This is a genomic window from Pseudoalteromonas sp. SR44-8 (assembly GCF_014163635.1).
GTDB lineage: Bacteria > Pseudomonadota > Gammaproteobacteria > Enterobacterales > Alteromonadaceae > Pseudoalteromonas > Pseudoalteromonas rhizosphaerae.
In genome coordinates, this window is record NZ_JACJDS010000014.1 from 12713 (window position 1) to 26825 (window position 14113).

Sequence of the window (14113 nt, forward strand, 5' to 3'; positions counted from 1 at the left end):
ATACCGTTATTTTTCAAGTAACCACAATGCAGGCGTGTTGGAAGGCTGCCAATTACTTTGGGAATAATGTGCTTGTAACACAGAATAAATTTTATCTTGATAACTTACAAAATTAGTAGCTTCGTATTGCCTGTTTTGTTGCCATTGAGGCGCATAATTATCAAGTGTATCAAATCGATAACCTTCTGCTCTTGCGTGCTCAACAAAGCTTTTAATTTTGGGCAAGTTAATCGTCGCACCTAGCCCGCGCGGACCATCTTCAAACAAAAAGTCATGGGTGAGTATCACTACTTTATTCGCTGCTAATCCATCGCTGCAATCTAAGTTTTGCGTGCGGCTATTGACAGGAACCATTGTTTTTCCAGGGCAAGTATTGACGATTTGATTAATGCTTTCGACCATTTGAATACCATCTGCCATTGTTTCTGCAGGGTAATCAACGCCCCAGTTCACTGGGCCCCAATCAAAATCCCAACCATAAACCTTATAGTCTTCGCTTGCTAATTTATCAGATATTTTTACTGCGACTTGTGAGCTATTGGTAGAAACCTGTGGATCACAAGAAAAAGCTGGATCCCAAGGTGGTAAATTATCAGATGTTGCGCATAAACCATCACCTTTAAAAGTTTTCGTAACACGCCACGCATTGGTATACGGCAAGCGTGCCATTGTTCTCATTTTAAAGTTTGGGAAGCTTTCTGCATTAGGTAATAACGCCAAGACCTTTTGAGTATTAAGCTCAAAGTAATCATAATCGGTACTTACATCTTGGTAGGATTTAACTGGCCATAAACCAACTTCGTTACAATAAACAGCACCAGAGCGCTCGCCATCCGTGCAATTATGCAACATATGGTCATAACTATGGTTAGCTAAAAGGTGACCGCTATTTAAAAGCTTAGCTAATGCTAATTGTGAGTGTTGTTCATTTTCATCGCCTTCGCCATACATGTGAAAAGCATTGATAAAAAATGTCGCTTTTATTTGTGCCTCATCTAAAGCATCAATTAGCCCTGAGGTGGCATTAATCGGGCCATCATCAAACGTTAAATAGATAACCTTGTCGTCATCTGCAAAGCTGTAAGTTGAGCATAAACTTGCACACAATAGCGTTACTGCCGTTTTATTTTTCATTTTGTTCTCCATTAATTAACACCAAATTAATATTGCATGCTATTTAGCCATCGACTGATACGAAGCAATGCAATTTAGGTATTAATCAAACAAAATGAATCTCTGCTACTTCCCTATCGCTTGCTTGGCAAACAGGTGCTTAATTGGGCCTAAGTTATCAACCAAGCTTAAACCCACACCACGTACCAGTTTTTTAAGTGGGTTAGCGCCTGCAAATAATTCTTTTAAGCCTTGCATCATGGCAATATGCTTTTGTGCATCAAGCTTGCGGGTACGCTCGTAATCACGCAATAGACGATTACTGGCAAACTCTTTATTGTCAGCAGTTAACAGCTCAATAAGGTAAGCGGCATCTTTAAGGCCTAAGTTCATACCAAGTCCTGCTAACGGATGAATGGTATGTGCGGCATCGCCCATTAATACCACTTTACCTGTCACCCATTGCTGCGCGTAACGCATTTTCAAAGGGAACGCTGTGCGCGCACTTTGTACCTCACATAAACCGCATTGGCCATCAAGGGCTGCCATAACTGCTTTATTAAAATCGCTATCATCCATGGCTAGTAACGTTTGGCAATGCGCAGGACTGGTTGACCATACAATTGAGTGCGTATTGGCATCTGGCAGCGGTAAAAACGCCAGTGGTCCAGTAGGTAAAAATACTTGGCGCGCAGTATTATTATGTGGCTCAGTGGTTCTTACCGTCGCAACGATGGCGTTATGATCATAATCTTTAAACGTAATGGGCAAATTAAACTGTTTCCGAATCGCTGAATTTGCGCCATCGGCTGCCACTAATAACTTGGCTATAACTGGCTCACCAGAGTCTAAGGTTATAAAGACGTCATTGTCACTTTGGTGTATTTGTTGATAGCGTGTATCAAACATAAGCGTTGCTTGGCTGTATTGTTCTAATTCATTGATCAGTGCATAACGAATGATGTCGTTTTCAACAATATGACCTAAATGAGGAAGGTCCAGTTCATCGCTGTTAAAAGCAATTTTGCCAAAGCTATCTTGGTCGCGCACATCCATATGGGTATAGGCGCGTGCTCTTTGAGCAATGATCTCAGGCCACACTTGCAAAGATTCAAACAAGTGTTGGCTGGCTAGGCTCAGTGCACTTACGCGCAAAGCGTATTCATCGCCTGGCAATACTTGTTTTGCTGCAGCATCAATTACTACTACACTTATATTGGCTTTAACAAGCCCCAGCGCGAGGGTTAAGCCAACACAGCCGCCCCCCACAACACATACTTGTGTCTGTTTCATAGTCGTTTACCTTGTTTAACCTGACCCATTAATTGCTTAGCTAAAGGTGTTTTTAAAGAAGCACACAAATCCATGGAGAATAGACCACAGCTGCGACCAAATGCGAGTATTCGTGATGAGTTTGAAAATAACCGCACTAAAGAATCTGTTAACGTCATTACAGTGGTTATATCTTGGTTACGTTGTTTGGCATATTCACGGGTAAATAGGTAACTGCCAATTGCCAATTCGCTATTTAATAATTCACATAGAAGTTGCACATCGCGCAGGCCTAAATTAAAGCCCTGCCCTGCAATAGGATGAATCGCATGCCCTGCATTGCCAATTAGTACCGTACGGTGAGCACTTAATGACTCTGCACGACCATACACCAGTGGATAGTTTGCACGCATGCCGACTTTAGTAAATTGCCCGCCACGATAACCAAATGCAGTTTGCAAAGCACTTACAAAAGCGCTGTCGTCAAGCTGCATATGCGCGTCAATATCGGCTTTATCCATACACCATACTAACGAGTAACGGTTATTACTCATCGGGAGTAATGCCATTGGTCCATGCTCAGTAAAGCGCTCAAAAGCATGGTTATGATGACCACCTGCCACTTCAATATTGGCAATGATCGCCCCTTGTGAATAAGGCTCAGGAGTAAAATTGATCTTTGCCAGCTGGCGAGTAGCCGATTGCGCACCGTCGGCAATCACCACTAATTGGCCATTAAGTTGAGCACCAGACTGCAAAGTAATACTTGCAAAGTCATGATGATAGGTAATATCTGCAACACTGTCAGGGCAATACATGACCACTTGGGTAGCTGCAAGTTGTTGATGTAAAGCACGACCAAACGGATTTACCTCAACAACATAACCTAGAGCTGACTGTGAAAACTGCGCACAATCGATCTGCGTTTTACCAAAGTGACCGCGATCCGACACGGTCACTTTTTTAATTGCCGCAGCAAATGAGGCATCAATATCAAAGGCATTAATGGTCTGTAAAAATTGCACCGATTGTTGTGCTAAGGCGATACTTCGGTCGTCAAAACTAGGATGGTGTTCAGTGCTTGGTTGATTTGCTTCAACCACCGCAATCGTTAATTGCGGCGCATGTTTCGCAAGACTCAGCGCACAACTGGCACCCGCTAAGCCACCACCGATAATAACAACATCAAACTGCTCTGCCACGTTATGCTCCTAGCGGTTAATTGCTTGCTTTTGCATTAACGCTTCAATCTCGCTGATACTTTTTGGCACACTCAAGGTAAGATTTTCGTGGCCTTGCTCGGTCACTAACAGGTTATCTTCAATACGAATACCAATGCCCTTATATTGCTCAGGTGCTTGCGCATCTAGGCTAACATACAAGCCAGGTTCAATAGTGAGTACCATACCAGCTTCAAATGGGCGTTCTTTTTCGTCTTTTTTATAGTCGCCTACATCATGCACATCAAGGCCAAGCCAATGACCAAGGCCGTGCATATAAAATGCTTTACATGCTTGGTTATCAAGTAACTCTTGTAACTCACCTTGCAAAATACCTAAATCAACTAAGCCTTGGGTGAGCACTGTCATCGCTAATTTATTAGCCTTTGATAAGCTACCACCGGGCTTTACTTCAGTAAACGCTGCTGCTTGCGCCGCTAGAACAATGTTATAAAGCTCAGCTTGAGGTTGACTAAATTGCCCATTAATAGGGAAAGTACGCGTAATATCTGCCGCGTAACCTTGCAGTTCAGCGCCAGAATCAATCAGCACTAAATCACCGTCGGTCAGCACATCACTGTTAGCAGTGTAATGCAATATATTGGCGTTATCGCCACCGCCGACAATGGTGCCATAGGCGGGATGACGCGCACCATGCATAGCGTAATGATGATGAAGCTCGGCTTCTAGCTGATATTCGGTAGCGCCTGGCTTTGCAAACTGCATAGCACGAATATGTCCTTGGGCACTTATTTCACACGCTTGGCGCATAATATTCACCTCAGCAGGTGATTTAAATAAACGCATTTCGTGCACTAAACCACGAATATCTTTAATCGTATGTGGCGCTTTATAACCTTTTTTAGGCGCGCCACGCAGCGTATTTAATAACGCCCACACTTTATCGTCAAACTGTGGATAAGTACCTTGTGCATAAAATAAAATCTGCTGGCCGTTCACCAAATTCAATAATTGTTCAGTTAGTTCACTCAGTGCACATGTTTGGTCGAATAAATAATCTTTTTTAGCTTTTTCAAAACCAATACGACGACCATGCCAAATTTCCGCCAGCTTATCTTTGTTCAAACAAAACAGCGTACTCGGTGTATCGCTGCTTGGGCAAAGCACTAACACTGCATCGGGTTCATTAAAGCCAGTTAAGTAGAAGAAGTCGCTATCTTGGCGAAACGCATATTCAGTATCACGGCTGCGGGTTACTTCACTTGCCGCTGGAATGATAGCCACACTGTTTGGTTCCATCATGGCAAGTAAACGATCTCTGCGTGCTTTAAACTCTGCTTTTTCTATTTTAACTGTTGGCATTATAAACCCTGTTTATACTGTTAATTTTAACTTAGTGAAGTGTTTTTTTAGTGCTTTTTGGCGCTTGCTCTCGACCAAGTTCAGCAAAACACAACAGCGCAGAAACTCGCACATATTCAATTACTTCGTGCAATGCTTGGCTGTCTTCTTCGGTTTCATCAAACATGGTATCTAAACGCGTAATTTCACTAAAATCACTGATCACTTCTTTTACATCAGCTGATAACTTGCCATAATCTTTTTGCTTTAAGCCAAAACCAAGCATAAACCCAGCGACCCATGACACTAAACCATTCGCTTGATCTACTAAGGTTTCGTCATCACTTGGTAAAAATAAATCAAATTGAAACTCTTCGTTGTTAAAGCTTTCTACAACTTGCTTATAAATAATGGCAAAAAATTCTTTCAGATCATGGCTAAATGCTTGGCCATCATTAAACACATCGCTTAATAAGCCTAAGTATTCTTTGGCTTCAATACTCAAGCCGCAGGCTAATAATCCACTGATCACGCCGTGTGCTTCTGAAGGAGTGACAAATATTTCGTTTTTTTCCAATAGTAATTGGGCTTGTTGGTAATCTGGTAATTCGTTCATGCTGAGATCTTCGCTTGGCTAATTAAGTCAATGCTACCACTCGATAAATAGCAACTCCAATGAAAAGTATGATTGAGGTCAAAAAGCAATCCGAAAAGTAAATAGCCAGTTACCAGTGCTGGAAAATCACTCGAACAGTATAATTATTTTGAATTTGGGGTGTAAGGATTGGCTTATGTCTTATATACTGAATTTGTTCCCTAGGGTGTTGGAGCTTGGTTAAGTCCCTGAGCCGATAAATTTTATGTTAGGGTTTCTGTTCGTCTGCTATTGTGCAAGCTCGGCATGTACCGAGAAGCCTACGGCAAACCGCAGATTCCCGCCCTGAGACCTTATGGTTTCAGGACTGACACCGAGTGCCGCATACTTGGGGAACACCTTTCTTACCTTCTTTTATACTATCTGCTGTTGTGCTTTAAACCATTAATAATAATATGAGCCAAAAGTATTTAATACCATCGTAAATGTAAGTAGTTCTTCAAGTTAGATCATCTATCTTAAAAGAATCAGTTACTGTTAATTTTTAACTCTCAGCGCACCCAATACGATACAGACAACACCACCGACCATTCCAGCCCAAGCCTCAATGGGTGTATCACCACTAAAAGTTCGCGTAATTTGCGCACTTGCAGAGTCATAAACGTCATAACCCCAAAAAGCCAGTGCAACTCCAATACAGATCAACACAATACCAATTACTTTATTCATTTTAATTCCTATTAAAGCTAACAAAGGTAATCTCTAAAAGTACGCTAAGGTATTGATTAAAGCAAAACTAAAAATAACCTTCACACCGCTATTTAAAAATTACTCATGGTATTTACGGATCACCGCAATCTTACCGTTTTCAATTTCCAGAACATCCATCAACGTTTGGGTGTATTCAATCAGTTGCTTGTTTTGCGGGTGCACACCTTTCGCGTGTTGCGTGTAACGAATCGCAATCGCGGTATTATTAAATATGAAAGTATCAAGTAACTTTGCTTCATATTCAGTGTGGGCACCTAGATAAAAAGTCATACCTTTGCGCATCATGGCCTTACCGTCAGGTGAACGAGAATCATCGCTTTGATAAGGTAGGTGTTGATTAGCAACATCGTCAGTGAGTAACGCTAAAAAAGCTTCTAGTTCTTTACTGCTAGCTTTAGGCGCCTGAGTTGCCGTCATGGTGGAAAAATATTGCTGGGCGAGTCCTTCTAGTTCGTTATTTTCGTCTTTTGCATGTAAGTTAAAAGTTGCGATAACAGCTAACAATAAAAAAGTAACGTATTTCATTATGCTCTCTTGCATTGTGTTTAATTATCACTCTATCAAAACAGCAACAAACTAAAATGTATAGTCTTTTTATAATAAATCACGCTTCGCCGGATGGTTTTATAAAATACTCTTATAAAATATCATCTAAAAGGCTGGCTTGTTCTGGACAATCTCAGTAAGCATGTAGCGAATCTTCTACAACTTAAGACCCATACCTTTTTAATTAAATTATTTTAATGTTCACCGGCACTTTCAATGCATAATAAAATTAACACACTCAATAACTTATTTAAATAAAAAGTCATTAGACTAACAACCAGCCTATAATTTACTTTAAAATAAATATAAAACTTAATGACCATTTAATATAAAAAAGTGATTGATTTAGGGAGAGGATAAATAATAGGGGTATTACGACTGCTAAGCAGCCGTAATAGAAATGCGTTGAAATAGATAGTAACGAGTTATAGGTGTGAAGAACTACCTGCTGATTCATTGAATGATAAACCTGATACAATGCCTTTAGCATTAAAACGGATTGTTACATTCTTTGTCTCATTTTGAGAACCACCGACATGGCCTGCGTATGGAATAAAGCCTACACCACCGCCTTGACCTTCGCTGTAGCTGTATGTCCATACAACTTCGTCATTACCTATATCATTAACGCCCATAGGGTCGCCAATCGCTTCTTTGACTTGCTCTTGAGTTGTTTCGCCTTTTTTGAAGCCTTTTACAACTTCCATATCAAAATCACGGCCTTGTGAGGTGCTATTACATGCGGCCAAAACAAACGCCATTGCAATTGTTAATAATATCTTTTTCATGTCATTCCTTAATAATTATCTTTTAAATTCCATTTCAACGCGATTAAGCGCATTAATTATGAACAAAAAAAATAAAATATCAACCCCAAATGGAAACATATTAAAGATAAAAAATTAATCAGTAAAAATGTATAATAAAATAAAAAACAAATACTATAATTATAAATATTTCAATCCCACTTATGATTAGATATTACTTTCCAACCCACTATAGCAACCATTTTATACCATGATTTCATTTGGATAACTTACTCACTAGTAGAGCACAACAATCCACAACTAAAGTAAATTAATGCAACATCAGCAACAATAAATGTCATTATCATTATTTTATTTTTGTAAACTCCAATTTTTAATAATTATTTTATATTTTTTATTTCGTTAAAAAATACAGCTGTAGTAATAATAGGTTAATTCACTGGATAAAATAACCAATCACTTGCCATTGCTCAGCAGATTTTTTTAATGTCACGGTTTCAATCGACTGTGCTTTATTTTCAAAATCAGTTTGAAACTCTAAAATCACATAATCACCGTCGGGCAGTTGCGGTATTGAGGTTAACACTTGACGACTGATACCTTCGCGAGATGTAACAGCACCTAGCGGCGTACGAACTTGCTCTAACTTAGATACCCAGAGCGCTTGCGGTACATTTTTTTGAAAAAACGCCCCAGCCTGCTGCCAACTGTTTGCGTATTTACCACTATCAACAACTTCTAACCAGCTAGTCGCAGGGGCGATTTCTGTTGATACATCAACAACCCTTAGCGTCTGAGACCACGTTAATGTGCTTATAAATAAACATAAAACAACAATTATATTTTTCATGGTGAGTCCTTTTTTCTATCAAGTTATTTTGCCTCAAGCACAAAATCACTGTTCAACTTTGCCATAAATGATTTTCAAAAAACAATCTGCACTGTCGAAGCATCGCTCACTATGTTCTGCTTAAAGCTGGCTTTTATTACAATATGTTGCCTTTTCAAAGTCACTGACATTCATTGCAATATTGTCGATATGTGGGAACATCTGAGTAAGTTTAGTCACTATCGCTTTTGATAATTCAGCTTTTTGCTCAGTCGTTCGCCCCTCCATTATATATCCAAAAACATGAATAAATTCGTGCTGTTTATTACCCACTAAATAACGATTATACGGGTTTACTCTGACTTTAATTTCATGCTCAGCGAACAAATCCGATGCGTTTGCAGTGTGATGAATTTGTTCATTAATGGTATCTTCATCATGATGAGTCAAGATACTCTGCGAGCAATCTATAATAAAGTGTGGCATTAAATAACTCCTTATTTATGCAGTCAATAAGTATTTAACTTACCTTTTTTTAAACTATAAAACACTGCTTAATAGTCAATTTTACTCTTGCTAACTTTGTCCTTGCTAACTCCTTCACATCTTACTTTTAACTTTACTCGTAGCCGCACTGGTGGCGGGGTTATCAGGCCAAAAGTGTTTTGGATAACGACCTTTCATTTCTTTTTGCACCTCCCGATAGCTGGTTTGCCAAAAGCCAGCAAGATCTTGTGTTAGTTGTAAAGGTCGTCTTGCTGGTGAGAGTAGTTCCATTAATAAGGGTAACTTGCCTTGCGCTAATATTGGCGTACTGGTCATGCCGTACACTTCTTGCATACGAACACTGAGTTTTGCAGGGCCGTCGAGTTGATATTCAATACGAATATTTGAGCCACTTGGAACTGACACTCTCAGCGGGAATAAATCATTTAACGCATTTTGTTGTTGCCAATTAAAACAACTTTGCAAGGCATTAAAGTAGTTAAACTTTTTCAATTGTTCGAGGGTTTTTATATCTTCCAGAAAAGTACCTAACCAAAGCTGTGCGTCATCGATTAAGCTTTGTTTAGTGACGACAGGAAATTGCTCCGGCACTAAATTACTGGCTAAACACATACGAATAAGTAACTGCTCACTGTCGCTTTGCTCATTAAATAATTCAAAGCCTTGTTTTTGAAATAAAGCTAACCACGCTTTCGCCCGCTCACTTTTATCAAGCGGATGTTTACTCGGTTGGCTAGTAACTGTAATTGCCCCTAGTTTGACTTCATCTTGATGAATAAAGCGCCCTGTTTTTTCGTCAAATTCACAGCGCGTTTGTGCAGTAAATAAATGTGTCAGTTCATCCTCAATCTCTGCAGGAGTGAACGCAACAGCTGCAAAAATACGACTGCCTTTTTGGCCTCCCATTGAAGCAATTGCAAGGTAGTCCTCGTTATGCCAATGCTCGTTGTTTAGCTCAGCACCTGCGCCATTGGCAAGCAAGTAACCATTGCCACGCTTTTTAGCTAATCGATCAGGAAAAGCAAACGCCACCAGCAAAGCCAAATAAGTGGTTTGTAGTTCGCGTACTTCAGTTAGCTTTAATCGCTTTAACCAAAATTTCAGTTGCTGTTTAAATACCGGATGTGGCCGAGCATGTTGGCTGTGTAATGCTAAGCTTAAATCTGCGGCATGGCTAATCCGACTCTCTAATAACGCAATTAAATACGCCGCTAATGTATAAATACCTGGCATCTGAGGTTCGAGTTGCTGCGCTTTAATTAGCATGTGCGCTAGGCGAATATCCGCGCCAAAACTTAGCATACGCGTAGCGAGGGGGGTCAATTTATTGTTATTATCGAGCGCCTCTAACATTTGCAGTAATTTTGTTGCTTGCTGTATTTGTTGTGCTGTTGGACTATCTAACAAGCTTAGATCAGTTAACTCCGCGCCCCAGAATTTTGCCTCCAATAATAATTGGCTAATATCAGCACTTAAAATTTCTGGCGCATCATGGCTATTACGCCGCTCAAAGGTTTGTTTTGAACCAAGCCTATAAACTACACCGGGCTCAATACGCCCAGCCCGCCCAGCTCGTTGAATTGCCGATGAGCGAGAAATACTTTGTGTGGTGAGTTCAGTAACGCCAGTTTTTAAATTAAAACTAGCAGCGCGGCGCTTGCCACTATCAACCACAATACGAATACCTTCAATGGTTAAGCTAGTTTCGGCAACATTGGTGGTCAGCACCACTTTACGAGTACCTTTTGCCGCAGGGGCAATTGCAGCTTGTTGAGATGCTTTATCTTGTTCACCAAACAGAGTAACTACATGGCAATTTGCAGGCAAATCTGACAGCGCTTGTTGTACGCGGTTGATCTCATATTGACCGGGCAAAAAAACTAACGCACTGCCTGTTTGTTCAACTAAAGCTTGTTTGATAATACTGGCCATAGCGTCAAGCCAGCGGCTTTCATCTTTAATGGGTATGTAAATTTCATCGATGGGAAAGCTACGCCCGTGGGAACTAATAATTGAACAATCAAAAAACTGCTGATAGCGTTCGCTATCAAGGGTTGCCGACATCAATAAAATCGTTAAATCATCACGCAGTGCAGCTTGAGATTCTAATGCAAACGCTAATGCGGTATCGGCCGCAATAGAGCGCTCATGAAATTCATCAAATATCAGTAGGTCAACGCCACTGAGCTCTGGGTCGTTTTGTAGCATACGCGTGAGCATGCCCTCAGTAACAATTTCAAGGCGGGTATTAACACTGACTTTGGTTTCCTGCCTGATACGTAAACCAACGCTTTGCCCTACGGTTTCGTTTTGGCACTGTGCTAAATAGTTGGCAATATTACGTGCAGCTAAGCGACGCGGCTCAAGCATGACAATGTGCTTAAAGTGCCCGTCGCGCATCAACTGCAATGGTAACCATGTTGACTTACCCGCACCCGGCGGCGCTTGCAGTAAGGTAATCGGATCACTTTGTAATGTAGTAACGAGTTGTTGATATATGTCTTGAACCGGCAGCACAGCTATTTATCCTAAATTGCTTTGTTAGCATTGTAACAAAAAACAATTGTGTGGCAGCGATTGATACTATTAATATTTAATACACATCGGCGTTTTGTGTTATCAAATTAAATATTATTGAAACAGTAAACCGACTGAGCGCAACTACCTTTATTTATGAAAGACTTAAAAAAACTTACAACAACATTTCAAAAAATAGAGCCGCGAGCTCATGCCTGCCAGTTACATCAGCCTTTTTATAAATAGCAGACGATTGATTACTAATGGTTTTTTCTGATTTATTTCGAATGCTAGCAATCTCTGATGTTGATAATCCCTTTACTAAAAATAGTGCAATCTCTTTTTCAGCAGCCGTTAATCCCCACTTTTGGAACTGCCCTTCAATTTCATTAAAAAATGCGACTTTAGAGTCTTCTAATTGCTGATTAAGAAGCCTTATATTTTCTTTCGAGACCTTTAACTGCGCCAAGTTTAACTTTTCATTAATAGTGCGCTTATGAATATCAATCACTAAATAAACGAACAATGCTAACGATAAAGCAATTAGCGTGATTTCTTGCCAAATATGCTTAGGTTCTATATTGCTTGAAATATCAGTTGATAAATCAATCAACTTAAAAATAACGATCATAATCAATGTGAATGAAATTAACTTATCTTTATGCATCATTTTTACCTAGCCATAAAAAAAGCCACAATAATGTGGCTTTATTTATTGTAATACGTTTCTTTACTTTAGCTCAGCTTCAGAAACAAGGATATATTTATTTTCCACCCATTGACCTTCAACTTCAATGGTACGACCCACGGCTAATGCCTCCATAAAAGTTATCAAATTTACATCTCGATCATTTAGCTCTAATTCTGCATTTTCCGATAACTGCACTTCGTAACCATTTAGCATAAAGCTCTTATTTGTTAAAAGCTGAGTAATGGTTCCTTCTAATTCAACATAGCCGACATGCTTATCATCGTTGCCATTGTCATCATCACCATCGTCACCTCGGTCTGCATCGCCTCCATCATCGTCGCTGCCATCATTATCATTGCGGCCAAGTTCAACCTTACCAAGAATAAATAAGTTATTAGTGTCGTATTGCCCTTCGACTTCAACACGATCTCCAACAATTAGTTGACTTAAAAACGTTGTAAAAGAAACTAATGCATCATCTATGATGTATTTTGCATCAGTAACTAACACTATTTCAGCACCGTTAACCGTAATTATATTGTTTGAAATTGCAGTTACTTGCCCTTTCATTTCCCATTCTTGTTGATATTCGTGTTGATCTTCTTTTTCAATTTTTAAAACACTAGGCAGTGGTGATGTTTGCAGGTAGGCAATTTCAACATAATCATTAATATTTAAAGTGGCAAAACTAAAGTACTGCTCATCATCATCTTCAAAACGGCTAAATTCATTAATTACATATACCACAGCATTAACGGTGATAGTTTTGTTTTCACGGTCTATATCTTCTATAACGCCTTTTACTTTACCGTCTGATGAATAAGAAGACTGTTTAAATTCGATAGAAGTGACTAAATTGTTATTAACATAAACCTCAACAAACATACCCACAGTTAAATCATTCAGTGCAGCCCCTTCAATCTCAACATCATTTGCATAGTCAAATATTTGCCCATTAACCCCAATAGATGTTGCGCTTACTTGGGTAATTAACCCCTCTATTTGGTAACGTAATACGCTATCATCATCAATATCAAGTGACTCTTTAACGGTTCTAGCATCAACCTTATTGGCAACCATTACCCCGTCAACTAAATTGCCTTCAACTTTAACATAGGTATTGTTTGCTAATACGCCATCAATTACAGCCGAGCTATAATCAATAACAACGCCATTAATAGTAAACTGTAATGTTGCCTCGTCTAAATTAGATACAATCCCAGCGGTATATTCATGCCCATCATTACTTTCATCGGTGTCGGCTTTAATGTATGACGCTAAAAAAGTACCGTCTGCTTGCGGGTAGCCGCTTATCTCGACCCTTTGCCCAACACCAATCAGTGTCTCTGAAGTATCAATAAAGTGCGTTAAATCATTATAAAAAACAACTGTATTCGCAATCTGTATTTGACTATTGTTACGATCAATACTTTGAATTACACCTTCAACTTCAGTGTCGTATGCCACGTCTTGCGCAACCCATTCGTCTAAGTCATTTTGTTGCGCTGAAAAACTAATTTTCATACCAACACTAAGCGCGCTTAATTGAGTGTTTAAGCCATTTTTCCTAATATTACTCGTATCAGTATTATATTTAATACCATCAACATAAATACTCCCAAAGCCAGTGATCGTACCTTGTGTTACAACAAGCTTAGGAGAAATTGAAACGGGAGGGGTTATCGGATTAACAACTATAGAGTCTGGTTGTTCACTTTGATTAGAGCCACCGCAAGCGGTCAATATGGTAAGTGCGCTTAAAGTGAATATATGTTTACTCATTTTTTTCATACTAATAATCCTAGGGTTAATTGTATTTACTGAATACATACTTCAACAACACTATTGACCTAGCTATTGCTTTAGTAAATAGGTAATTTTACCTACGTTTTTAACATGCTGTTTTTTATAAAAGAAAAAGCAAGCTAGGGGTATTAGGATTAAGGTAACCACAATAATGAATAAAAACATCTGCTGTTATGT

At 39.4% G+C, this 14113-nt stretch carries 13 protein-coding genes and 1 other RNA gene; 1 reads left to right on the top strand and 13 read right to left on the bottom strand.

Going from position 1 to position 14113, the window contains the following annotated elements:
* Nucleotides 1-6: 6 nt before the first annotated feature.
* From H5183_RS08685 to H5183_RS08705, 5 genes are all read right to left on the bottom strand, one after another.
* Entirely contained in the window at nucleotides 7-1134 is a 1128-nt protein-coding gene (locus H5183_RS08685) for a polysaccharide deacetylase family protein (RefSeq protein ID WP_259397143.1), read from the bottom strand.
* Between the two features lie 105 nt (nucleotides 1135-1239).
* Nucleotides 1240-2406 (bottom strand): FAD-dependent monooxygenase, encoded by a 1167-nt coding sequence (locus H5183_RS08690; protein WP_182719172.1) that lies wholly within the window; start codon nucleotides 2404-2406, stop codon nucleotides 1240-1242.
* A complete protein-coding gene (ubiH, locus tag H5183_RS08695; protein WP_182731457.1) occupies nucleotides 2403-3587 on the bottom strand; it encodes a 2-octaprenyl-6-methoxyphenyl hydroxylase in 1185 nt (394 codons plus the stop codon). The genes H5183_RS08690 and ubiH overlap by 4 nt, the downstream gene beginning before the upstream one ends.
* A 9-nt stretch (nucleotides 3588-3596) precedes the next feature.
* A complete protein-coding gene (gene pepP, locus H5183_RS08700; RefSeq protein ID WP_145241892.1) occupies nucleotides 3597-4928 on the bottom strand; it encodes a Xaa-Pro aminopeptidase in 1332 nt (443 codons plus the stop codon).
* A 31-nt stretch (nucleotides 4929-4959) separates the two neighbouring features.
* Nucleotides 4960-5523 carry a UPF0149 family protein gene (locus H5183_RS08705; protein ID WP_182731458.1) on the bottom strand — a complete coding sequence of 188 codons (564 nt, stop codon included), beginning with the start codon at nucleotides 5521-5523 and terminating at the stop codon, nucleotides 4960-4962.
* A 194-nt stretch (nucleotides 5524-5717) separates the two neighbouring features.
* Between H5183_RS08705 and ssrS the strand changes: the two genes are divergently transcribed.
* Nucleotides 5718-5901: non-coding RNA, 6S RNA (gene ssrS / locus H5183_RS08710), on the top strand.
* Nucleotides 5902-6039: 138 nt separating this feature from the next.
* On the opposite strand, the gene H5183_RS08715 is transcribed toward ssrS, so the two are convergent.
* The 8 genes from H5183_RS08715 to H5183_RS08750 form a co-directional block, all read right to left on the bottom strand.
* Complete coding sequence (locus H5183_RS08715; RefSeq protein ID WP_182731459.1) at nucleotides 6040-6231, bottom strand: DUF3185 family protein; 192 nt, start codon at nucleotides 6229-6231, stop codon at nucleotides 6040-6042.
* Nucleotides 6232-6330: 99 nt separating this feature from the next.
* Nucleotides 6331-6798, bottom strand: a complete 468-nt coding sequence (locus H5183_RS08720) for a nuclear transport factor 2 family protein (RefSeq protein WP_145241905.1) — start codon at nucleotides 6796-6798, stop codon at nucleotides 6331-6333.
* A 446-nt stretch (nucleotides 6799-7244) separates the two neighbouring features.
* Complete coding sequence (gene bamE, locus H5183_RS08725) at nucleotides 7245-7607, bottom strand: outer membrane protein assembly factor BamE (protein WP_145241390.1); 363 nt, start codon at nucleotides 7605-7607, stop codon at nucleotides 7245-7247.
* Between the two features lie 415 nt (nucleotides 7608-8022).
* A complete protein-coding gene (locus H5183_RS08730; RefSeq protein WP_145241388.1) occupies nucleotides 8023-8436 on the bottom strand; it encodes a DUF4019 domain-containing protein in 414 nt (137 codons plus the stop codon).
* 120 nt (nucleotides 8437-8556) lie between these two features.
* A complete protein-coding gene (locus H5183_RS08735) occupies nucleotides 8557-8901 on the bottom strand; it encodes a 5-carboxymethyl-2-hydroxymuconate Delta-isomerase (RefSeq protein WP_182731460.1) in 345 nt (114 codons plus the stop codon).
* Nucleotides 8902-9015: 114 nt separating this feature from the next.
* Nucleotides 9016-11439 (bottom strand): ATP-dependent helicase HrpB, encoded by a 2424-nt coding sequence (gene hrpB, locus H5183_RS08740; protein WP_182731461.1) that lies wholly within the window; start codon nucleotides 11437-11439, stop codon nucleotides 9016-9018.
* Between the two features lie 175 nt (nucleotides 11440-11614).
* Nucleotides 11615-12109 carry a LuxR C-terminal-related transcriptional regulator gene (locus H5183_RS08745; RefSeq protein ID WP_257324018.1) on the bottom strand — a complete coding sequence of 165 codons (495 nt, stop codon included), beginning with the start codon at nucleotides 12107-12109 and terminating at the stop codon, nucleotides 11615-11617.
* Nucleotides 12110-12169: 60 nt separating this feature from the next.
* Nucleotides 12170-13921, bottom strand: a complete 1752-nt coding sequence (locus tag H5183_RS08750; protein ID WP_182731462.1) for a DUF5666 domain-containing protein — start codon at nucleotides 13919-13921, stop codon at nucleotides 12170-12172.
* Nucleotides 13922-14113: the final 192 nt, after the last annotated feature.

What these genes read in the sequence shown, in the direction of transcription:
- H5183_RS08745 (WP_257324018.1), bottom strand. Translation starts at nt 12,109, where the DNA reads ATGATGCATAAAGATAAGTTAATTTCATTCACATTGATTATGATCGTT.
- H5183_RS08705 (WP_182731458.1), bottom strand. Translation starts at nt 5,523, where the DNA reads ATGAACGAATTACCAGATTACCAACAAGCCCAATTACTATTGGAAAAA.
- H5183_RS08730 (WP_145241388.1), bottom strand. Translation starts at nt 8,436, where the DNA reads ATGAAAAATATAATTGTTGTTTTATGTTTATTTATAAGCACATTAACG.
- pepP (WP_145241892.1), bottom strand. Translation starts at nt 4,928, where the DNA reads ATGCCAACAGTTAAAATAGAAAAAGCAGAGTTTAAAGCACGCAGAGAT.
- H5183_RS08690 (WP_182719172.1), bottom strand. Translation starts at nt 2,406, where the DNA reads ATGAAACAGACACAAGTATGTGTTGTGGGGGGCGGCTGTGTTGGCTTA.
- H5183_RS08735 (WP_182731460.1), bottom strand. Translation starts at nt 8,901, where the DNA reads ATGCCACACTTTATTATAGATTGCTCGCAGAGTATCTTGACTCATCAT.
- bamE (WP_145241390.1), bottom strand. Translation starts at nt 7,607, where the DNA reads ATGAAAAAGATATTATTAACAATTGCAATGGCGTTTGTTTTGGCCGCA.
- H5183_RS08685 (WP_259397143.1), bottom strand. Translation starts at nt 1,134, where the DNA reads ATGAAAAATAAAACGGCAGTAACGCTATTGTGTGCAAGTTTATGCTCA.
- H5183_RS08750 (WP_182731462.1), bottom strand. Translation starts at nt 13,921, where the DNA reads ATGAAAAAAATGAGTAAACATATATTCACTTTAAGCGCACTTACCATA.
- H5183_RS08720 (WP_145241905.1), bottom strand. Translation starts at nt 6,798, where the DNA reads ATGAAATACGTTACTTTTTTATTGTTAGCTGTTATCGCAACTTTTAAC.
- H5183_RS08715 (WP_182731459.1), bottom strand. Translation starts at nt 6,231, where the DNA reads ATGAATAAAGTAATTGGTATTGTGTTGATCTGTATTGGAGTTGCACTG.